General features: G+C 33.0%; 19 protein-coding genes and 4 tRNA genes. 18 read left to right on the top strand and 5 right to left on the bottom strand.

Translation table 11 applies throughout. The annotated features are described in order from the left end of the window. Nucleotide 1 precedes the first annotated feature (1 nt). From CKBE_RS01550 to tkt, 3 genes are all read right to left on the bottom strand, one after another. The gene (locus tag CKBE_RS01550) at nt 2-1,195 is read right to left on the bottom strand and encodes a phosphoglycerate kinase (protein ID WP_015237848.1); all 1,194 of its coding nucleotides are present in this window, start codon (nt 1,193-1,195) and stop codon (nt 2-4) included. Between the two features lie 80 nt (nt 1,196-1,275). Continuing rightward, nucleotides 1,276-2,286, bottom strand: a complete 1,011-nt coding sequence (gap, locus tag CKBE_RS01545; protein ID WP_015237847.1) for a type I glyceraldehyde-3-phosphate dehydrogenase — start codon at nt 2,284-2,286, stop codon at nt 1,276-1,278. 2 nt (nt 2,287-2,288) lie between these two features. Continuing rightward, on the bottom strand, nt 2,289-4,343 hold the full coding sequence (gene tkt, locus CKBE_RS01540) for a transketolase (protein ID WP_015237846.1): 2,055 nt from the start codon (nt 4,341-4,343) through the stop codon (nt 2,289-2,291). Nucleotides 4,344-4,522: 179 nt separating this feature from the next. Between tkt and CKBE_RS01535 the strand changes: the two genes are divergently transcribed. The 15 genes from CKBE_RS01535 to CKBE_RS01465 all read left to right on the top strand — a co-directional run bounded on the left by CKBE_RS01535 (nt 4,523) and on the right by CKBE_RS01465 (nt 17,563). Beyond that, nucleotides 4,523-5,248 (top strand): 16S rRNA (uracil(1498)-N(3))-methyltransferase, encoded by a 726-nt coding sequence (locus tag CKBE_RS01535; RefSeq protein ID WP_015237845.1) that lies wholly within the window; start codon nt 4,523-4,525, stop codon nt 5,246-5,248. A 21-nt stretch (nt 5,249-5,269) separates the two neighbouring features. Next, on the top strand, nt 5,270-6,760 hold the full coding sequence (locus CKBE_RS01530; protein WP_015389969.1) for a UbiD family decarboxylase: 1,491 nt from the start codon (nt 5,270-5,272) through the stop codon (nt 6,758-6,760). 107 nt (nt 6,761-6,867) lie between these two features. Next, nucleotides 6,868-7,932, top strand: coding sequence for a tRNA preQ1(34) S-adenosylmethionine ribosyltransferase-isomerase QueA (queA, locus tag CKBE_RS01525; protein WP_015237843.1), 1,065 nt, complete (start codon nt 6,868-6,870; stop codon nt 7,930-7,932). Next, a complete protein-coding gene (gene tgt / locus CKBE_RS01520; protein WP_015237842.1) occupies nt 7,922-9,061 on the top strand; it encodes a tRNA guanosine(34) transglycosylase Tgt in 1,140 nt (379 codons plus the stop codon). Before queA ends, tgt begins: the two co-directional genes overlap by 11 nt. A 75-nt stretch (nt 9,062-9,136) precedes the next feature. Continuing rightward, entirely contained in the window at nt 9,137-9,490 is a 354-nt protein-coding gene (yajC, locus tag CKBE_RS01515; protein WP_015389968.1) for a preprotein translocase subunit YajC, read from the top strand. Nucleotides 9,491-9,535: 45 nt separating this feature from the next. Then, a complete protein-coding gene (gene secD / locus CKBE_RS01510; protein WP_015389967.1) occupies nt 9,536-11,407 on the top strand; it encodes a protein translocase subunit SecD in 1,872 nt (623 codons plus the stop codon). Nucleotides 11,408-11,422: 15 nt separating this feature from the next. Next, nucleotides 11,423-12,352 (top strand): protein translocase subunit SecF, encoded by a 930-nt coding sequence (gene secF, locus CKBE_RS01505; RefSeq protein WP_015237839.1) that lies wholly within the window; start codon nt 11,423-11,425, stop codon nt 12,350-12,352. 68 nt (nt 12,353-12,420) lie between these two features. Continuing rightward, on the top strand, nt 12,421-13,788 hold the full coding sequence (miaB, locus tag CKBE_RS01500; protein ID WP_015237838.1) for a tRNA (N6-isopentenyl adenosine(37)-C2)-methylthiotransferase MiaB: 1,368 nt from the start codon (nt 12,421-12,423) through the stop codon (nt 13,786-13,788). A gap of 24 nt (nt 13,789-13,812) precedes the next feature. After that, nucleotides 13,813-14,787, top strand: a complete 975-nt coding sequence (locus CKBE_RS01495; protein ID WP_015237837.1) for a PhoH family protein — start codon at nt 13,813-13,815, stop codon at nt 14,785-14,787. After that, a complete protein-coding gene (ybeY, locus tag CKBE_RS01490; protein ID WP_015389966.1) occupies nt 14,765-15,253 on the top strand; it encodes an rRNA maturation RNase YbeY in 489 nt (162 codons plus the stop codon). Before CKBE_RS01495 ends, ybeY begins: the two co-directional genes overlap by 23 nt. 91 nt (nt 15,254-15,344) lie before the next feature. Further along, nucleotides 15,345-16,199 (top strand): CorC family transporter, encoded by an 855-nt coding sequence (locus CKBE_RS01485; protein ID WP_015389965.1) that lies wholly within the window; start codon nt 15,345-15,347, stop codon nt 16,197-16,199. 174 nt (nt 16,200-16,373) lie between these two features. After that, nucleotides 16,374-16,449 (top strand) — tRNA-Ala (locus CKBE_RS01480). A 13-nt stretch (nt 16,450-16,462) separates the two neighbouring features. Next, nucleotides 16,463-16,538: transfer RNA gene (locus CKBE_RS01475), tRNA-Glu, on the top strand. Between the two features lie 23 nt (nt 16,539-16,561). Continuing rightward, a tRNA-Asp gene (locus tag CKBE_RS01470) sits at nt 16,562-16,638 on the top strand. A 40-nt stretch (nt 16,639-16,678) separates the two neighbouring features. Then, the gene (locus CKBE_RS01465; RefSeq protein ID WP_015237834.1) at nt 16,679-17,563 is read left to right on the top strand and encodes a DMT family transporter; all 885 of its coding nucleotides are present in this window, start codon (nt 16,679-16,681) and stop codon (nt 17,561-17,563) included. 8 nt (nt 17,564-17,571) lie between these two features. On the opposite strand, the gene CKBE_RS01460 is transcribed toward CKBE_RS01465, so the two are convergent. After that, nucleotides 17,572-17,647: transfer RNA gene (locus tag CKBE_RS01460), tRNA-Lys, on the bottom strand. Nucleotides 17,648-17,868: 221 nt separating this feature from the next. Between CKBE_RS01460 and CKBE_RS01455 the strand changes: the two genes are divergently transcribed. The 3 genes from CKBE_RS01455 to mgtE all read left to right on the top strand — a co-directional run bounded on the left by CKBE_RS01455 (nt 17,869) and on the right by mgtE (nt 20,636). Beyond that, complete coding sequence (locus CKBE_RS01455) at nt 17,869-18,705, top strand: inositol monophosphatase family protein (protein ID WP_015389964.1); 837 nt, start codon at nt 17,869-17,871, stop codon at nt 18,703-18,705. Nucleotides 18,706-18,775: 70 nt separating this feature from the next. Continuing rightward, the gene (locus CKBE_RS01450; RefSeq protein ID WP_015237832.1) at nt 18,776-19,180 is read left to right on the top strand and encodes an acyl-CoA thioesterase; all 405 of its coding nucleotides are present in this window, start codon (nt 18,776-18,778) and stop codon (nt 19,178-19,180) included. 7 nt (nt 19,181-19,187) lie between these two features. Next, entirely contained in the window at nt 19,188-20,636 is a 1,449-nt protein-coding gene (mgtE, locus tag CKBE_RS01445) for a magnesium transporter (RefSeq protein ID WP_015237831.1), read from the top strand. 1 nt (nt 20,637) lies between these two features. Here mgtE and rsmA read toward each other — a convergent pair whose 3' ends face one another. After that, on the bottom strand, nt 20,638-21,420 hold the full coding sequence (gene rsmA, locus CKBE_RS01440) for a 16S rRNA (adenine(1518)-N(6)/adenine(1519)-N(6))-dimethyltransferase RsmA (protein ID WP_015237830.1): 783 nt from the start codon (nt 21,418-21,420) through the stop codon (nt 20,638-20,640). Between the last annotated feature and the right edge of the window lies 1 nt (nt 21,421).

Here is a 21,421-nt window from a genome sequence, read left to right as displayed (position 1 = left end):
TCTATTGATCAGCTCTTAATTGTAGAGCTTCTACAGCAGGTAAGGTTTTACCTTCTAAGAACTCAAGAAATGCTCCGCCTCCAGTAGATATATATCCGATTTTATCCTCTATTCCATATTTAGCTATGGCTGCAATAGTATCTCCACCACCGGCTACAGAAAAACCTTTCGATTTGGCTATAGTATCTGCAATAAAAGATGTTCCATTCGCAAACTGATCGAATTCAAAAACTCCGACTGGACCATTCCAAACAATTGTTCCGGCCAAATCTAGTATTTCCCCAAATATTCTAGATGTTTCAGGACCAACGTCCATTATAATGTCATCCTCTAATACTTCCTTAGATAACTTTAAATTAGCTTCAGCACTGACATCAAAAAACTTAGCACAGATAGTATCTACCGGAATAGGTACAGCAGCACCACGACTTTTCATGCTATTAATAATGAAAAGTGCATTTTCCACTTGATCCAACTCTACTAAAGATTTACCAATCGGTAAACCAGCAGCTAACATAAAAGTATTAGCAATACCACCACCGACTATCAAGTAATCGACCTTATCAGACAAAAACTTTAACACTGATAATTTTGAAGAAACCTTAGATCCTCCAACAATAGCAACTAAAGGTTTCTTTGGAGAAGAAAAGACACGATGCAAAACCGCTAACTCAGCTTCTAATAAAGGCCCAGCACATACAGTAGCAGCATATTTGGTTATGCCACAAGTAGTAGCCTCTGCACGATGTGCTGTACCAAATGCATCATTAACATACACATCACACAAAGAAGCCATCTTGCGAGATAAAGAATCGTCATTACTCTTCTCTCCAATATTCACCCTACAATTTTCTAATAATACTACCTGACCTGGATCAATACTAACACCCTCGATCCAATCCTTAATAAGCTCTACTTGCATACCTAGAATTTCTGATAATCTTTGGGCTACTTTTGCTAAAGAATCTGACTCTCTCAACACTCCTTCTTTAGGCCGTCCTAGATGAGAGGTTACCATTATTGCAGCCCCGCCATCCAAAGCTAGTCTGATTCCAGGCACAGAAGCCCTAATACGTGTATCTTCCGCAATATTACCTGCATTATCAAACGGAACATTTAGATCTGCTCTTATAAAAACTCTCTTGCCAAATAGTTTTCCAGATCTAGATAAATCGCTCAAAGTCTTAACACTCATTGAAACCTCTATAGATATCAATATCAAAAATACAATAAACACATTATTAATAAAAGTGTTTATTGTACATACAGCATTAACTACTTAGCCAACATGAGAGCAGCAGTAGTATCTAACATGCGATTAGAAAAACCCCACTCATTGTCATACCATGAAAATACTTTAACAAGTCTACCTGACACCTTGGTTAGGGTAGAATCAAAGGTACTAGATGCAGGGCTATGATTATAATCAATAGAGACAAGATAATCTGAGCTAAAATCTAAAACTCCTTTCAAAGATTTTTCAGATGCTTCCTTTAATATTTCGTGTATTTCTTTTACAGAAGTTTCTCTTTTAGCAATAAAAGATAAGTCTACTAATGATACATTAATGGTAGGAACTCTTATAGAACAACCATCCAGCTTACCTTTTAATTCCGGCAGAACTAAACCAACAGCAGCAGCAGCTCCAGTTTTAGTAGGAATCATGCTCATAGTAGCTGACCTGGCTCTTCTTAAATCCTTGTGAGAGACATCAGTAAGAACTTGATCATTTGTATAAGAATGAATAGTAGTCATAAGACCATTTTCTATACCGACAACATCATTTAGTGGTTTAACAATAGGAACCAAACAATTAGTTGTACAAGAGGCATTAGAGATAACTGTATGTGATGACCTAAGTATATTATCATTGACTCCAAACACTACTGTAGCATCAACATCTTCTCCACCAGGTGCCGATATGATAACCTTTTTTGCCCCACTTCTAATATGAGCCATAGATTTTTCTTTAGATGCAAAGGCCCCAGTACATTCCAATACAACATCAATATCAAGTGATTTCCAAGGCAACTCTTCTGGGTTGCGATTAGCAAGCATTCTTATTTTATCACCATTAACAACCATGTGATCTTTTTCTACTGAAACTGAACCATTAAATTTGCCATGAACAGTATCAAAACGAGTCAGATGCGCACTTGCCTCTGAACCACCCATATCATTTATAGCAACTATCTCTATATTATTTTTTTTGCCATATTCATAATGAGCCCGCAAAATATTGCGCCCTATACGACCATACCCATTAATTGCAACTCTTATTGCCATAATTATATCCCTTTATTTAACAAAATCTTTCTTACAGCATCAGCAACAACATCAACAGTTAAGCCAAAAAATTTAAATAAACAACCGGCAGGAGCTGACTCACCATAACGATCAATACCTAAAACTATACCATCTATACCAACATACTTATACCATCCAGATGTAACACCTGCTTCTATAGCTATACGAGGCAAGTCACTAGGAAGAACCTTGTTTTTCCAGCTAATATCCTGTTTATCAAAAACATCTGTACTTGGCATAGAAACTACTCTGATCATGATACCTTCTTCACTTAACTTGCTTTGAGCATCCAAAGCAATAGAAATCTCAGAGCCTGTTGCTATAATTACTGCCTCAGCATTCTTGTTTTCCTTTAATATGTAACCACCCTTACTTATTGATTCAACAGTATCTCTATCTCTATCAATAAAAGGCAAATTCTGTCTAGAAAGCAATAAAGCAGTTGGTCCCCCATCTCTAACTCTCATTCCTACACTAGAATTTCTACGAACCCCATATAACCAAGCAACTACTGTCTCTAAAGTGTCACATGGTCTCCATACAGACAAATTAGGAATAAGACGTAAGCTAGCTGCATGCTCTATTGACTGATGCGTAGGACCATCTTCACCCAATCCTATTGAATCATGAGTGAATATATGAATTACTTTTTGTCTCATTAAAGCCGCCATTCTAATAGCATTACGAGAATAATCAGAGAAAGTTAGAAAAGTTCCTCCAAATGGCAAATAACCACCGTGTAATGATATTCCGTTCATTATAGCGGCCATGCCGAATTCACGCACGCCATAATTTATGTATCTACCAAAATTGGTTCCTTTGCTATCAGATCGAACGGAAACCGAGTCTTTCCAATCAGTAAAATTTGAACCAGTTAAATCAGCAGAACCTCCCAATAATTCTGGCAGTTCTGATACCAGCTCGGAAATAGCTAACTGGGACGCCTTCCTAGTTGCTAGTGTCTCCGCCTTATCAATCGTCATATTAATAAGTTTATTTGCAAAACTATCAAAATCATCAGGCAAGTCTCCATTCATTCGGCGAATAAGATCTTTAGACAACTCAGGATACTTATCACTATAAATACTAAACTTAGATTGCCACGTTGATTGTAATTTGGCCCCTATCTCCCTAGCATCCCATGCCTCATATACCTCTTCAGGTATAAAGAACTTATCATGCTTCCAATTCAGGTTATCACGTGTAGCTGCTAATTCATCCTTACCTAACGGAGAGCCGTGTACACTATGTGTACCTGCCATATTTGGAGATCCCTTTCCAATAATAGTATGACAAATTATTAAAGTAGGCTTGTCATTTTGAGATCTAGCTAATTTTATGGCCGCATCAATAGCATCTACATTATGACCATCTATTCCTTCGATAACGTTCCAGTTATACCCACGAAAACGAGCTGCCGTATCATCGCCAAACCAATTCTTCACATGACCATCAATAGAAATACCATTGTCATCGTATAATACGACTAACTTAGATAGCTTCAATGTTCCTGCTAGAGAACAAACCTCATGAGATATGCCTTCCATCAAACAACCATCACCAACTATTGCATAAGTTCTATGATCTATTATATCAAATCCTGGCCTATTAAACTCTAAAGCTAGCAAAGTTTCTGCCAAAGCCATTCCTACTGCATTAGCTAATCCTTGCCCAAGTGGGCCAGTAGTAGTCTCAACCCCTGGAGTAATTCCCACTTCAGGATGACCAGGGGTTTTTGAATGCAATTGGCGAAAAGTCTTTAAATCATCTATAGAGAGATCATACCCTGTCAAATGCAATAAAGAATACAGGAGCATAGATGCATGTCCGTTAGACAAGACAAAACGATCTCGATTTATCCAATTAGGATCAGAAGGATTATGCTGCAAATTATTTCTCCAAAGTGCCTGTGCCATTTCTGCCATTCCCATCGGGGCCCCAGGATGTCCTGAATTTGCTTGCTGAACTGAATCCATAGATAAAACTCGTATAGAATCTGCCAAAAAATATTTAGGTGTGTTCGTCATATTACTCATGTGATAACTCTTTAACTCCAACGCTTAAAAATAAATAATCTAGTGATTTTAATTTTACCATCTGTGTAAAATATAGTAACCTAGCCTAAACAAATTTATAATTATGTTTATAATTAATGTATCTATGTAAACACAGTATGTCAAAGTAAAGATAATACCAGGATTAATTTATCAATAACATGCAATTATCACGTTTTTTTTGCGATATAAATCTACATATAAGCGAAATTATTCAACTTCCTGATGGAGTTATGCGCCATATTAAGGCACTTAGACTAGCACACGGTGATGATATATTACTTTTTAATGGTCTTGGAGGAGAATATTTATCAAGACTAATTATAAGCAATAAGATCTTCTTTGCTGATATAAGGGAACACATAGAAAAAGAATTGGAGCTATTAGGGAATATAACCTTAGTTCAAGCTATAACATCAAAAAACAAGATGGATTTCATAATAGAAAAATCTACAGAACTTGGAGTTAGACGAATTGTCCCAATACAAACACAAAGATGCAATAACAATATAACTCATAAAAACCTGTCACACTGGAGACGCGTTGTAATAGCTGCTAGTGAACAGTGCGGTAGGAACTTATTAGCCGAAATTGATGAGCATGTTTGTATGAGCCGCTATATGTCTCGACCCAAAGAAGATCCTCATATAATTTGCGATCCTCTATCAAAAGATAATATTTTTGATGTGATCGAGAAGATCAAAGACACAAAATCATTAACCATCATGATAGGTCCTGAAGGAGGATGGTCTAAAAAAGAATTAAACCTAGCAGCTCATTCGAATAATATATATCCTATGAACTTTGGGGCTAGAATTCTTAGAACAGAAACTGCTGGCATTGCAATTATCTCTGCTGTCAGTAGTATGATGCACTGGAATATCTGATTAACTAACTGGAAATCTGACGTGAAGTATCGCGACCTAAGAGAATTCATTACGCATTTAGAGAAAAAAAACCTATTGAAAAGGATTAATGCTCAAATTTGCTCTAACTTAGAAATAACAGAGATATCATCAAGAGTAATTGCCAAGAAAGGACCTGCTCTGTTGTTTGAAAATATATTGCATAATGACAAAAAATCCTCTATGCCTGTATTAACAAATTTATTTGGAACTGTAGATAGAATATCTCTAGGCATAGACTCCAGCTCTATAAAATCACTAACTGATGTAGGAGAGATTTTAGCCTCATTGCGTGAACCTGAGGCTCCAAATAGTATTCGAGATGCTTTCTCAAAAATCTCTATGCTAAAAGCGGCTTTGTGGGACATGAATCCAAAGATAATAAATAATGCTCCTTGCCAAGAGATCGTAATAGAACAAAACGATATTAATTTATTTGATATTCCAATTCAAAAATGCTGGCCAGATGATGTAGCACCTTTGTTAACATGGGGTTTAGTCATAACAAAAAAACCATTGAATAAACGTCAAAATATAGGAATATATCGCCAACAATTACTAGAAAAAAACAAATTAATAATGCGTTGGCTCCCTCACAGAGGCGGCGCATTAGATTTTCAAGAACATGTAAAACTTAACAAAAATGAACCTTTTCCCATAGCTGTTGCTATTGGCGCAGACCCAGCAACGATGCTTGGTGCAGTTGCTCCAATACCAGACACTCTTTCTGAATATCAGTTTGCCGGCTTGCTTAGAGGCTCTAGAACAGAAATAACAAAATCTATTGGGTCAGAATTATATGTGCCAGCAAGGGCTGAAATAATTATAGAGGGCTGCATAATGCCATCATCATCAAGCTATGAAACGGCCTTAGAGGGCCCTTATGGCGATCATACAGGCTATTATAATGAAAAAGAATGGTTTCCTGTAATGACCGTTAACAGAATTACTATGAGGGAATCTCCCATATATCACTCTACCTATACTGGTAAACCTATGGATGAGCCAGCTGTGCTTGGTTTAGCTATGAATGAAATCTTTATCCCTATCCTGAAAAGACAGTTTACAGAAATTGTAGATTTTCATTTGCCAGCTGAAGGATGCAGTTATAGGGTAGCTATAATATCGATTAAAAAACAGTATGCTGGTCATGCTAGAAGAATGATGTTTGGCCTATGGGGGATGCTTCGTCAATTCATGTACACAAAATTCATAATAATAGTAGACGAAGATATAAATGTTAGAGACTGGAAAGAAGTTGTCTGGGCTATAAGCACCAGAACAGATCCTCTTAGAGATACCTTGCTAGTGGAAAACACTCCCATAGATTACTTGGATTTTGCTTCTCCTAAATCTGGTTTGGGCAGCAAAATGGGCATAGATGCTACTAACAAATTCCCTGGAGAAACTGAAAGGCAATGGGGCAAGCCAATAATAATGTCAGATTCTGTTAAAAAGAATATTGACAGTTTATGGGATAATTTAGGTTTGTAAAAAATATAGGTTTTAAAACAAATTTTTAGATTAATTTCCTACAACATTGCTATCTTGTCTATTATACTTGATAAAACCTTATAAATAAAAACAACATTAATAATACCGTGTCAGAATCAATCAACATATCTAATTTTAATTATTTTTTACCAAAGAATCTAATAGCACAAAATCCAGAAATTGAGCGCAGTAACAGTAGACTCTTACATATAGATTCAGGAAAAAATATTCATGACTTGAATTTTTGTGATTTAGCAGAAATCCTAGAACCAGGAGATCTTTTAGTTTTTAACGACACAAAAGTAATAAAAGCTCGTTTAAAGGCTCAAAAACCTAGTGGAGGGAAAATAGAGATTTTAATAGAAAGGATCTTGGATTCAAATATAGCACTTGCTCAAATTAAATCTAATAGCACTATAAAATTAGGAACCAAAGTGCTTATTTCAAATATTATTGAAGTAGATATTTTTTCAAGAAGTAATGATTTTTTTCTATTAAATTTTTCAGAAAATATTGCTATTGTGCTTGAAAAATATGGGGATATTCCTTTGCCTCCATATATAAAAAAACAAAAAGACAATTCTGATGAATTAAGATACCAAACTATATTTGCCAAAAATCCAGGCGCAGTTGCAGCACCAACAGCCGGTCTTCATTTCGATCAAAAAATTCTAAAGAAACTCAAGTCACGTGATATAAAAATGGCATTTTTAACTTTACATGTAGGGGCTGGAACATTCCAACCAATCAGGACTCAATACATTAACGAACATAGAATGCATACTGAGAGATATGATATACCATCATCAACAATAAAATCTATAAAAGATGCTAGGCTTAAAGGCAAAAGGATAATTGCAGTTGGAACAACTAGCGCTAGAGCATTAGAATCAGCAGCATTAAACTCTGATAATTACTCATCAGAAAATAGAAGCATAATAAATCCAGTGTGTAACGAAACAAATTTATTTATAAAACCAGGATATAAGTTTAAAATTGTGGATGCATTAATAACAAACTTTCATCTTCCAAAATCCACACTATTGATTCTAGTTTCTGCATTGGCTGGCAGAGACAGAATTTTAAAAGCATATAATCATGCTGTAAAATATAATTATCGATTTTTTAGCTACGGTGATGCAATGTTTGTTGAGTGCCAAAATGAAAAATAATCTAAATTTTAAAGTAATAAATAATGATGGCCTAGCAAGGAATGGTTTGCTAAATCTAAATCATGGATCAATAAAAACACCAATTTTTATGCCTGTTGGAACTAGTGGATGCGTAAAAGCAATGTTAAAACGAGACCTAGAGGAAACCAGAGCACAAATCATATTGGGCAATACACTGCATTTGTGGATGAGGCCAGGTATAGAAATTATAAACTCCCATAAAGGGTTACATAACTTTATAAAATGGGAAAAACCAATATTAACTGATTCTGGTGGATTCCAGGTATTCAGTCTAAAAAAACTATGTAAAATAACAGAGGAAGGAGTTAGTTTCTCATCTCCTATAAATGGATCAAAACTATTTCTGACGCCAGAAAAATCTATACAAGTACAAAGCCTATTAAATTCTGATGTTGTAATGATTTTTGATGAGTGCACTCCATATAAAATAGAATCTCATGTGATAACTAGGGAAGAAGCACGTGTTTCTATGGAATTATCACTAAGATGGTCCAAACGCTCTCTAGATGAATTCAAACGCCAAGAAAATAAAAACTCTATATTTGGGATAGTGCAAGGAGGAATTTATGAGGATTTACGTGAGGAGTCTATAAATGGACTACTGGACATTGGATTTAATGGATATGCTATCGGAGGACTATCTGTAGGAGAACCAAAAGAATACTTGCATCAAATTCTCGAATTTGTAAGCCCGAGGATACCAGAACACTTCCCTAAATATTTAATGGGAGTTGGAACTCCTGAAGATATAGTAAATGCAGTATCTAACGGAATTGATATGTTTGATTGTGTTATGCCAACCAGGAACGCTCGAAATGGCTGTCTATTTACTCGTTATGGAAATATTAAAATAAAAAACTCAAGATATAAAAATGATCTTAATAACCTTGATCCAACATGTACATGCTATACATGCCGTAATTTTACAAGATCATACTTGCATCACTTGCAAATAACCAAAGAAATAAATTCATCAATGTTGAACACAATACATAATTTACATTTTTATCTAAACATGATGAAAGAAATCAGAAACTCAATACATGAAAAAAAGTTTTACGAATGGAAAAAAAATTTCCTGGATGATAGATCTAGTAATAAGATCTAGTAATAGATTAAAAATTGATAAAGAATAAAAAACAATTATAATGACTAATTAAGCTCAACTAATAGGAATAAAATAATGTATATAAATAGCATCTCGAATTTAGTCATGATTCAAGCAAATGCTGCAGTATCGGAAGGGAACCCTATATTAAACATGCTTCCTATATTAGTTATGTTCCTTGTTTTATATTTCTTAATGATAAAACCACAGATAAAACGACAAAAAGAGCATAAGAACCTCATTTCTAATTTATCAGAAAATGACGAAATTATCACTTCTGGTGGAATATTAGGGAAAATAAAAAAAATAAACGAAAATTATGTTGTTATCGATATTTCATATTCTGCAGACAAAGGTCCTATTGAAATAACAACTCAGAAAAATGCAATTATTGGAGTTTTACCAAAAGGAACTATGAAATCCTTATAGCATCTATAATATTAATATTAATTTCTATAGCCATTATCTAAATCTATGAATCGCTATCCTGCCTGGAAAAACTTTTTTATCATATTTGCGGTTCTTATTGGGTGTATATATATGACACCAAATTTTTATGAGCTAGTTCCTTGTATACAAATATCTGAGGTGCGAACACATAGAAAAATCGACAATATGGTTATTGAGAAAATAAAAAACATAATTGCAGATTCTGCTATAAAAAATTATTCGATATCTTTAGAGACAGATACTATCATTAAAATCAAGCTATTTTCATCAGAAGATCAATATTCTCTTTTAGAAAAGCTTGATGGAATTTTGAATAAAAACATAGATAAAGATAAGAAATATAACATAACAGTTGGCATGACTAGTGTAACGCCAAATTTTATGAAAATCTTTGATCATTTGGGTGCCAAACCTATGTCGCTAGGTCTGGACCTACGTGGTGGAGTACATTTTCTAATAGAAGTCGATACTGATGCAGCAATAGAATCAAAATATAACGAAACTGCAATTGAAATAAGATCAATTCTTAATAGGAAAAAAATAGCATCAAAGATAGATTGCAATAAAAGTGGTATATTAATAAAATTAAATCAATTGAACGACAAGAGTGAGGCAATAAAAAATATAAAAAAACAGTGGCAAGATGATGACATAGTAATAGAAGAAAATATACGCAATCAATTAATAATAAACATTTACTTTAGTAAAAAACTTTTAGAAACGCTAAAAACTAATGCTCTTTCTCAAAATATATCTACATTAAATAAACGCATAACTGGACTAAGTGATTCTGAGCCAATAATACAGCAACAAGGTAATAGACGCATCATTGTACAGCTCCCTGGGAAACAAGACACATCAAAAGCCAAGGATCTAATAGGAAGAACAGCGAAACTAGAAGTGAGAATGGTTGATGATTCTAATGAGACCAAGAATCTTTTTAAAAAAGGCTTGCTTCCTTTTGGCATAGAAAACATTAAAGATCATAAAGGTAATAATACATTTATATATAAACAGCCTATATTAACTAGTTCTAATATAAAAGATGCGCGTTATGGTCGTGATCCTCAAACAAGACAACCATCTGTGAACTTGACCTTGGACTCTAAAGGCGCTCGCATATTTAAAGATGTCACTAGAGACAATATAAATAAACGCATGGCAATAATTCTATTCGAAAACGGAATAGGAGAAATAATAACTGCGCCTTTTATAAGAAGTGAAATCCCAGGAGGCCAAGTTCAAATATCAGGAGCAATGAGCTCAGAAGAAGCGGCTGAGATTTCTATATTGTTAAGATCTGGTCTTCTAGCAGCGCCAATGAAAATAGTAGAAGAAAAAAATATAGGACCAAGTTTAGGACTAAATAATATAGAAAAAGGTCTGAAGTCCACAATATATGGATTTATATCAGTAGTTTGTTTTATAACAACATACTATGGATTGTTTGGGTTGTTTTCTAGCATTGGGTTAATTATAAATGTAATTTTATTAGTTGCCTGCTTATCTTTCATGCAAGTAACAATTAACCTACCAGGTATAGCTGCTATTGCACTTACCGTAGGTATGGCAATAGATTCTAATGTTTTAATAAATGAAAGAATAAGAGAAGAACTTAGAAACGGTAGTCATCCGCAAAAAGCAATATATTATGGGTTTAAAAGAGCCTGGGCTACAATCTTAGATTCTAATTTTACAGCTATGATAGTTGGACTAGCATTATTAACACTAGGATCTGGAACAGTGCGTGGATTTGCGATAGTACATTGTATTGGAATAATGACATCAATGTTTTCATCCGTTATATGTGTCAGAGCTATAGTAAACTTCTGGTATGGGAAAAGGAAAGATCTATTGAAAATATCCATAGGTGAAGTTTGGAAACCAAAAAAATAATAATTAAGGAATAATATGGAATTTTTTCGAATTAACAAAACTATTCCTTTTATGAAATATTCATTAGCACTTAACTTAATAAGCCTAATGACATTTATGGTATCTGTGTTTTTCATTGCTACCAAAGGATTAAATTTATCTACAGAATTTACTGGCGGCACAACTATAGAAATGAGCTTTTCAGGAGAAAATAAAATTTCTATTGACGATATTAGTGAGACTATATGTAAAATAGGATATACCGATTATCAGGTACAAATATTTGATTCTTTACGTGAAATAATGATTAGATTACCCATATTATCAAAAGAATCTGCATTAAATGAAAGAACTAACAATCTATTATTAGATCTTAAGAATTACGATTCGTCTTTACAAATCACTAGAATAGAAACGGTAGGCCCTCAGGTAGGAAATGAACTAATAATAGATGGCATATTGGCTCTAATAACCGTAGTAATAGGTGTTGTTATATATCTAACTATAAGATTTGAATACAAATTAGCATTGTCAGGAATAATTGCCAATTTACACGATATAGTAATAATTCTTGGGTTCTTTGCCTTTTTTCAATGGGAATTCTCACTGTGTGTCCTTGCTGGCATATTAGCTGTACTAGGATATTCAGTTAATGAGTCCGTAATAGTAATGGATAGGATACGTGAAAATATAAACCATCTTAGTAGGAATAATATTAATATTGTAGAGATAATTAATATGTCCATAACACAAACAGTTTCTAGAACTATAATAACCCACGGATGCACACAACTTATGGTTTTATCTATGCTAATATTCGGCGGACAAACTTTACATTACTTTTCTATTGCCCTAACAATAGGAATATGGTTTGGTATATATTCATCAGTATTTGTTGCATCCTCACTTGCCATGTGGATGAGATTTGGAAATAAAAACCTCCACAGTAAAGCAAAAAATTACTAGATTTAAAAATTATGGGATAATTTAATAAAATATTGTATTCATCAACGCGAAATTAATTATTTCTAAATATGAAAGAAAAAAACATTAAAGTTTTTACTAATAAAAAATCTATAAGTAAACATAAAAAAATTTATATTAAAACTTTTGGCTGTCAGATGAATACATATGATTCTAATAAAATGACAGACTTGCTTTATGAGCATGGTTATACATTATTAACAAACAATCCAGAAGAAGCTGATTTAATATTATTTAATACATGCTCAGTCAGAGAAAAAGCACAAGAAAAAGTATTTTCTGATCTTGGGAGAATAAAATCTCTTAAACAGGAAAATCCTAATATAATTATTGGAGTTGGTGGTTGTGTTGCTAGTCAGGAAGGCTCTGAGATCTTAAATAGAGCTCCATTTGTAGATATAGTTTTTGGTCCTCAAACCTTGCATCGATTGCCGTATCTTATAAATAAAAAAATAAATGAAGGAAGATCTCAAGTTGACATAAGTTTTCCAGAAATAGAAAAATTCGATTCAATGGTGCCATCTAAAGTTGAAGGCCCAACAGCTTTTGTATCTATAATGGAAGGTTGCAGTAAATATTGCAGCTTCTGCGTAGTTCCTTACACTAGAGGAACAGAAGTTTCTAGACCCTTTGAAGATGTTCTAATAGAAATTGCTGACTTATCAAATAATGGGATAAAAGAAGTAACTTTACTAGGCCAAAATGTAAATGCTTACATTGGAAAAACTAGCAATGGAGATATGGCTGATTTTGCCAAACTACTAGAATATGTCCATGAAATACCAGGTATTGAGCGAATACGATACACTACATCTCATCCTAGAGAAATGACTAAACGTATTAGCCTTGCATATGCTAATTTACCAAAATTAGTATCATTTGTACATCTTCCTGTTCAGTCAGGTAGTGATCGTATACTATCTTCAATGAAAAGAGGCTATACAGCTATTGAATATAAATCAGTAATTAAAAAACTAAGAGAATCAAGACCAGGTCTATCTGTTTCATCTGATTTTATAGTTGGATTTCCTGGAGAAACCGAAGATGATTTTAAAAAAACAATATCTCTGATCGAGGAAATAGGATTCGATACAGCATTCTCGTTTATATATTCAAGACGACCAGGAACTCCAGCATCAAATCTAAATGATGATGTGCCTTACGAGGTAAAATTAGAAAGACTACAAGAATTACAAAGACTTATTGATAAACAAGCACAAGAAATAGCTATATCAATGATAGGAACTAAACAACGTATTTTAGTTGAAAATCATTCTAAAAAAAATCCTGCAGAATTTATGGGTCGTACAGAGAATAATAGAATTGTGAATTTTCAATCAAACAATAATCTTATAGGTGAGATGATAAATGTATTAATATTAAAGGCAAATAGAAATACATTACGAGGACAAGTATAATCTCAATTGACTTAATTATTATTAATGAAAATAGAACCAAACGTTGTAGAAAAAAATGTCAGTATAGTTTTAGGGAATGCTAGTAACTCCTCACTATTAAAAATGTGCGGCCCACTAGATATAAATCTTAAAACAATATCTAATATAATAAATACAAAAATTATAAGATTTAATAATAAATTTACAATTATAGGATCTAATAACCTTTTAGCAGAAAAAGCTATTTGTTTCTTTTATGAGCAATCAAAATATAAAGAGATATGTAAACAAGATATTATTTTGGGAATGTCAGAATTAAACAATAATATTGAATTACAAAAACATGATTTAGATCATAGTTTAGAAACTTGTAACTTGGATAAACTAAAAATAAGGCCAAGAACAAAAAATCAATACACATATTTATGCAATATATTAAAAAAGGACATTACATTTGGAGTAGGTCCGGCTGGGACTGGTAAAACTATTCTAGCTGTAGCATGTGCTGTAAATGCACTAGAGAGCCATGCTGTCGAACATTTAGTATTAACCCGCCCAGCAGTAGAGGCAGGGGAAAAACTTGGATTTCTGCCTGGAGATTTAGAACAAAAAATTAATCCATATCTAAGACCTCTATACGATGCATTATATAATTTTATTGGAATCGAACAAGTAGAAAAATTATTTGAAAAACAAATAATCGAAATAGCTCCTCTCGCATATATGAGAGGAAGAACATTAAACAATGCTTTCATTATACTAGATGAAGCTCAAAACACGACCCCTGAACAGATGAAAATGTTCTTAACTAGGATCGGTTTAGGCAGCAAAGCAGTTATAACAGGCGATCCATCGCAAATTGATTTGCCATTAAAACATGAGAATGGATTAGATCATGCTATATCTATACTAAATAAAATAAATGAAATATCTATAAATTCATTTACTAAAAAAGATATATTAAGACACCCACTGATAGCTAAAATTGTAACAGCTTATGAACTTAGCTCAAAAAAATAAAAAACCTTATATAAAGTTAAATTTTCAATATGAAGTTACGAATATATATATTGATGAAAAATTACTGAAAAAATGGATAGAAAAATCTATAAACATATCTTTCTTGCACTGCCATTATAATACATGCAGTAAACTAAAATTGAACATTAGAATGGTAAATGAGAAGGAAATCCAAGAAATCAATAAAACATTCAGAAAAAAGAACAATGCAACGAATGTTATAACGTTTGAATATGGTATAGAACATGATTGTCTAATTGGGGATATTGTTATTTGCCCTCCTATAGTAAAAATGGAAGCAGAACAACAAAAAAAAACTTTTCAGGATCATGCAGCACACATAACAATACATGGAGTACTACATGCACTAGGGTTTGATCACTTAAATGAAGAAGATGCTATGAGAATGGAAGCAATAGAAATTGAAATACTGAATAAATTTAATATAAAAAATCCATATTTATAATACTATTAAGACACAATAATAAATATACATCTAAAGGTATCTTAATATTTAAGATATAATCATTCAACGATCAATCCAGTTTCACAGAGTCATGTCTGACAGTTCATATTATACTCGCGTTCTATATAAATTCATTGATCCTATAAAGTCTTTGTCCAAGAATTTCTTTAAGTTTTTAAAACAGAAAAATTCTCCAAAAGAAATACAGGAAATAAAAAATTTGCTTGAGGATGCAAATACAAAAGGTCTAATAGACCTAGATGCTTTATCTGTAATACGTGGCACTATAAATATCTCAGAAAGAGCGGTAAGTGATATTATGATTCCACGCTCTAAAATTAATATGCTTGAAATATCCATGTCAATAAATGATATGACTAATATAATCCTTGAAACAACACATTCAAGATTTCCTGTTTTTGAAAACGAACGTGATAATGTCATAGGGGTCCTGCTAGCAAAGGACCTGCTTAGATGCATATCTGATAAAAATATAGAAATCAGATCGCTAATAAGGCCAGCTTTTTTTATACCAGAATCAAAAAAACTTAATATATTATTAAGAGAATTTCGCATTAATCACAATCATCAAGCTATTATAATAGATGAACACGGCGGAATCTCAGGACTTGTTACGATGGAAGATGTTCTAGAACAATTAGTTGGTAATATAGAAGATGAATTTGATCATGCAGAAGAAAATTCTATATTCCAAGATGGCCCTAATCAATGGATAGTAATGGCTGCAACCGATATAGATCATCTTAATAAATATCTAAATATAAAATTACCAGATCATGAGTATGATAGTGTAGGAGGATGGTTAGGAGGACAGATAAACAGAATACCTAGGTGTGGGGACAGTGCTATTTATGACGATATTCAGATAGAAGTAATCAGATCTGATAGTCGCAGAGCACTATTGTTAAGGGTAAGAAGATTCTAGTTTATATAACTTTTATAGTATAACTATATAACTATATAACTATTGTTATAGCTGTTAATTAATCTGTGTTTAAAATGCAAAAAAACAAAGTAGACATACTCACAAATAAAAATATGCTTGCACATAAAATGAAACTATTGCATAATGACAAACTAGACAACGAATAGAACTGGAGGGGGTATAGCTCAGCTGGGAGAGCGCTTGCATGGCATGCAAGAGGTCAGCGGTTCGATCCCGCTTATCTCCACCAAATTTATATTTTTGTCCCCTTCGTCTAGAGGCCTAGGACATCACCCTTTCACGGTGAGTACAGGGGTTCGAATCCCCTAGGGGACGCCAATTTTATTTGTATATAATAAGCTGGAGCGGTAGTTCAGTTGGTTAGAATACCGGCCTGTCACGCCGGGGGTCGCGGGTTCGAGTCCCGTCCGCTCCGCCACATTGCACATCATAGATGATTTTCTAGGGGATCTAAAACCATGATTGTTGGTTTTTTGTACCTTTTTCTAAGCATTACTTGCAGTATACTAGTATCGATAACCTTAAAATTTCTAAAAAAAAACACATATAGAAAATCTGATCTTAGTGAAATTGTTTTAATAAACTACATAATAGCTACAATTCTTAGTTTATTTTTTTTTAAAACATACAATGAAAATCTTCTAGCCATTGTAAACAATAATATGATATACATATTATTGTTAGGATGCCTATTACCAATAGGATTTATATCAATGTCAAAATCGATAGAATATTTTGGGGTGGCTAAAAGCGAAATATTTCAACGTATATCCGTAGTAATGCCAATAATAGCAGCTTTTACTATATTTGATGACAAGCCATGCGCCATAAAAATCATATATGTAGCTAGTACTATATTTTCTATATTATGCTTATTAGATAAACGAGAAGAATATGAAGAGGAAAGAGTAAAAATCTTATCTAATTTTAAATGGCCCATATTAGTATGTTTTACATATGGAATGGCTGATATTATGTTTAAAAAAATAAGTGGTAATCATTCCCTAACAAATTGCTTATTTCTATCATTCTTAATAGCTAGTATAGCAATGATAATCTATATTTTATCTATAAATAAGAAATTTATTTTTAGCAAAAATAATATCATAAATGGACTGCTAATTGGTTCTCTTAACTGGGTTAATATATTTTCATATATAAAAGCACACAAGTGTTTATATAACATGCCATCGACAGTATTTATTATTATGAATTTGGGGGTAGTTATATTGGGAACAATTGCTGGAACCTTTCTATTCAGAGAACGATTGAGCAGAAAAAACATCATTGGCATGCTCATGGCAATATCATCGATTCTTATGTCTATAAGATTAAATAGATAAACAGAATTTGGTGGGGTGTGCGGGAATCGAACCCACGACCAATTGATTAAAAGTCAACTGCTCTACCGGCTGAGCTAACACCCCCTAATAACTTCTAATTATACTACAGTATTATTGTAATTATCAATTAAATTGTTGCTATAAATAATGCAATAGTTTAATTGATACCTTGATTAAAAATAATATTATCTTAAGTAATTATTGCTACACTGATATAATAAAGCAATTTTAATATTCATAATTACAAAACCTGTACCTAATAAATGTCGAACGATATAATCTCGAAATCCTTATACATGAGTAATATGAACTTATGTAATATATTAAATATGGCGTTGGATGCTGCAAAATCTGGAGCAAAAATCCTGCAATATTATTTTCAAAACCTTCAGGAGCTGATAATACATAATAAAAATAGTAATGATTTATTCTCACAAGCTGATCGAGAATCAGAATCTGCAATAATAGATAAACTGAATATAGATGGCAATGAATACGGTATTATAACGGAAGAATCCGGTGGAAAAATAGGAAAGATAGCGACATGGTATATAGATCCTCTTGATGGATCAACGAACTTTATACGGGGAATACCCCATTATTCTATATCTATTTCTTTAGTAGCTCATGCTGGAACATTTATCAACAATACTAAATTAGAGAAAGATACCCCAGTAATAGGAGTGATATATGACCCATGCAGAAATGAAACTTTTAGCGCTATACTTGGTCATGGATCATTATTAAACGGAAGAACAATAAAATGCTCAGATACCAAAGATATTAATAAATCTATAATATCTACTGGATTGCCATACAATAATTGCTTACATCATGAAAAACAAATGGGCATATTGAAGGACATATTAAAAAATACTAGAAGTATTAGAAGAATGGGATCAGCTGCTCTAGACCTAGCATGGATTGCTTGTGGCAGATATGATGGATATTGGGAATTTGGTTTGTCAGCATGGGATGTTGCTGCTGGCACAATAATACTAAGAGAGGCTGGTGGAACATGTGAGGACATAATAGAAAAAAATCCTTGGCCTGTTAATAACGGTTGGGTTTTGGCCGGGAACAAATCAATTTATATTGATTTGTTCAACATTATCCAGCCAAAAATAAGTAATCTAAACTAATCATTCTAAATTTTTTTAGCGTAAAAACTATTAGTATTAAGAATAATTGCATTATAAAGTTAATAAGACCATGCCAATACTTACAAAACATGATAAAGAAGTTAAAGAAAAGGAACTAGTACTAAGAATAATGCCGATGCCATCAGACTCAAATATTAACGGACATATATTTGGTGGATGGATAATGTCACAAATTGATATAGCTGGCTCGATACTAGCAGCTAAAATAGCTGCTGGGAAAGTGGCTACTATTGCAGTTAACTCTATCCAATTCAAAGATCCTATATTGGTAGGTGATCTAATAAGCTTGTATGCATCAATAGTAAGAACTGGAAATACATCGATAACAGTATCTATAGATGTTTATTCTCAAAAAAGACCTTTCCAAAATGACTCCGTAAAAGCTGTTGAAGCCAAATTGACCTATGTTGCAATAGACAAACAAGGAAATAGTCGCCCTCTTACATCTCTATAATAATAAAATGAAAAGAATTATTAATGACTCTCAAAAAAAATCGTTGGTAATACGTCGACTAGATCATGACGATGTTAAAAATTCATTATTAGAAATACAAGAATATTTTAAAAAACATCATCATGAAAATGATTTAGAAATAAACATATCTACCAATTTAAACAAAAGTAACATAGTTCACGATCTAGGATCATTAATTAACTCTCTCCATACTGCTGATATTGCATTCATTTTAGAATCTTTACAAAAAGATAGAAGACTTATTATATGGTCTCTAGTTGATCAGAATAAACAACCTAATGTTCTTATAGAAGTAGAAAATTGGGTTAGAGAATCTCTTATTGAAGCAATGAGCTGGCATGATTTAGTTTCTGTAACAAGCACAATGGATGCCGATGAGCTAGCTTATATATCTACTGATCTACCATCAGAAGTTATAGCAGAAATAGAAAAAAGGCTAGATGATGAAGAACGCGCTAGACTTCTAGAGGCTATGGCCTATCCCGAAGAAAGTGTCGGGGCTCTAATGGACTTCGAGATGGTCAAGGTAAGAGAAGATGTAACACTTGAAGTTGTCCTTAGATACCTTAGACGATTGCAAGAACTTCCTGATCACACCGATCAAATATTTGTAGTAGATAGACAAGACAAACTACAAGGGGTTCTTCCTCTAGTAAAAATATTAGTCAATGATCCTAGTGATGATGTTTATAATGTAATGACTAGGGATTTCTTAACTATAAGCCCTTTAGATTCAGATACTGATGCGGCAGCAGCATTTGAAAGATATGATCTTGTTTCTGCTCCAGTAATAGATGATTATGGCCGACTAATCGGACGGGTAACAATAGCTGATGTAGTTGATGTAATTCAAGAAGATTCAAATGCTCAGGCTTTATCAAGAGCTGGATTACAAGAAGAAGATATATTTGCTCCAATAACAACTGCTATATTGAATAGGTCTCCGTGGCTTTTAGTGAATTTATTTACAGCTTCTATCTCTTCATTTATAGCATCCAGATTTGAAAATACAGTCAGTGAGCTTGTGGTGCTAGCTTTCCTTATGTCTATAGTAGCTGGAATTGGAGGCAACTCTGGAAATCAAACTATGACGATGGTAATTAGAGCACTTGCTACGAACCATATTACAGAGAGGGATCTATTTCCTTTGCTTAAAAGAGAAATGATTCTTGCATCTTTTATTGGCACTAGTGGAGGAATAGTTGCAGCTATATTTGCTTGGTCCATGTCAAATTCAGTTTTAATAGCATTAGTTATCATGGGAGCAATTATATGTAATGTACTTATAGGAACTTTAGTTGGAGTAATTGTTCCAATGCTTAGAACTCACTTCAATAAAGACCCAGCAATAGGGTCTTCAGTTCTTCTAACATTTGCTACTGATTCTCTAGGATTTATAGTTTTTTTAGGATTGTCTACAATATTCTTATTGTAATCTATAATATTGGCGTATTTTTTAAAAAATGATCTGACAGATTAATGAATTGCTCAACTGAAATATCTTCGGCTCTAGATTCAGGAGATATTTTTAATTTGCACCAAGGAATATCCTTTGATAAATCCTTTAAGGAATTTCTCAATGTTTTTCTTCGTTTAGAGAAAGCTTCTAAAACTACTTTCTTAAATAATAAATAATCATTTGGCTTATTACGAGCATCTGATAATGGGATTAATCTAACCATAGAAGAAGAAACTTTAGGTTTAGGGTTAAACGATTCTGATGGAACATCAAATAATTTTTCTATTCTATAACGTTCTTGTAGCATAACTGAAAGACGGCCGTAATTCTTACTGGAAGGTTTAGATATCATCCTATCAACAACCTCTTTTTGAAGCATAAAATGCTGGTCTCTTACGATATCAGCAACAGACATTAAATGAAAAAGCAAAGGACTAGATATGTTATAAGGTAAATTTCCAACTATTCTAATATTGTTGCCGAATATACTAAAATCTTGATCCATTACATCCTTCTCTATAAGCATTAATTTTTTAGAAGAATGTCTATTCTTTAAAGTTCTGGATAAATCCTTGTCTATCTCAATAGCAATTAAACAATCTACCCTGTCTAAAAGAGGAGCCGTCAAAGCTGATAAGCCGGGGCCTATCTCTATAATAGAATCAGTTCTTTTAGGATCTATGGCCGTCATTATTTTTTCTATAATGCTATCATCAATAAGAAAATTCTGTCCAAAACGCTTACGAGGTTTAAAACTCATT

The organism is Candidatus Kinetoplastibacterium blastocrithidii (ex Strigomonas culicis), assembly GCF_000319245.1.
Lineage (GTDB): Bacteria > Pseudomonadota > Gammaproteobacteria > Burkholderiales > Burkholderiaceae_B > Kinetoplastidibacterium > Kinetoplastidibacterium blastocrithidiae.
Note: the sequence above shows the minus strand (reverse complement) of the source record. Positions and strands in the feature narration are given on the sequence as shown.

Coding starts and splice junctions, on each gene's coding strand:
- CKBE_RS01550 (WP_015237848.1), bottom strand. CDS start 1,195: ATGAGTGTTAAGACTTTGAGCGATTTATCTAGATCTGGAAAACTATTT.
- gap (WP_015237847.1), bottom strand. CDS start 2,286: ATGGCAATAAGAGTTGCAATTAATGGGTATGGTCGTATAGGGCGCAAT.
- tkt (WP_015237846.1), bottom strand. CDS start 4,343: ATGAGTAATATGACGAACACACCTAAATATTTTTTGGCAGATTCTATA.
- CKBE_RS01535 (WP_015237845.1), top strand. CDS start 4,523: ATGCAATTATCACGTTTTTTTTGCGATATAAATCTACATATAAGCGAA.
- tgt (WP_015237842.1), top strand. CDS start 7,922: ATGAAAAATAATCTAAATTTTAAAGTAATAAATAATGATGGCCTAGCA.
- yajC (WP_015389968.1), top strand. CDS start 9,137: ATGTATATAAATAGCATCTCGAATTTAGTCATGATTCAAGCAAATGCT.
- secD (WP_015389967.1), top strand. CDS start 9,536: ATGAATCGCTATCCTGCCTGGAAAAACTTTTTTATCATATTTGCGGTT.
- secF (WP_015237839.1), top strand. CDS start 11,423: ATGGAATTTTTTCGAATTAACAAAACTATTCCTTTTATGAAATATTCA.
- miaB (WP_015237838.1), top strand. CDS start 12,421: ATGAAAGAAAAAAACATTAAAGTTTTTACTAATAAAAAATCTATAAGT.
- CKBE_RS01495 (WP_015237837.1), top strand. CDS start 13,813: ATGAAAATAGAACCAAACGTTGTAGAAAAAAATGTCAGTATAGTTTTA.
- ybeY (WP_015389966.1), top strand. CDS start 14,765: ATGAACTTAGCTCAAAAAAATAAAAAACCTTATATAAAGTTAAATTTT.
- CKBE_RS01485 (WP_015389965.1), top strand. CDS start 15,345: ATGTCTGACAGTTCATATTATACTCGCGTTCTATATAAATTCATTGAT.
- CKBE_RS01465 (WP_015237834.1), top strand. CDS start 16,679: ATGATTGTTGGTTTTTTGTACCTTTTTCTAAGCATTACTTGCAGTATA.
- CKBE_RS01455 (WP_015389964.1), top strand. CDS start 17,869: ATGAACTTATGTAATATATTAAATATGGCGTTGGATGCTGCAAAATCT.
- CKBE_RS01450 (WP_015237832.1), top strand. CDS start 18,776: ATGCCAATACTTACAAAACATGATAAAGAAGTTAAAGAAAAGGAACTA.
- mgtE (WP_015237831.1), top strand. CDS start 19,188: ATGAAAAGAATTATTAATGACTCTCAAAAAAAATCGTTGGTAATACGT.
- rsmA (WP_015237830.1), bottom strand. CDS start 21,420: ATGAGTTTTAAACCTCGTAAGCGTTTTGGACAGAATTTTCTTATTGAT.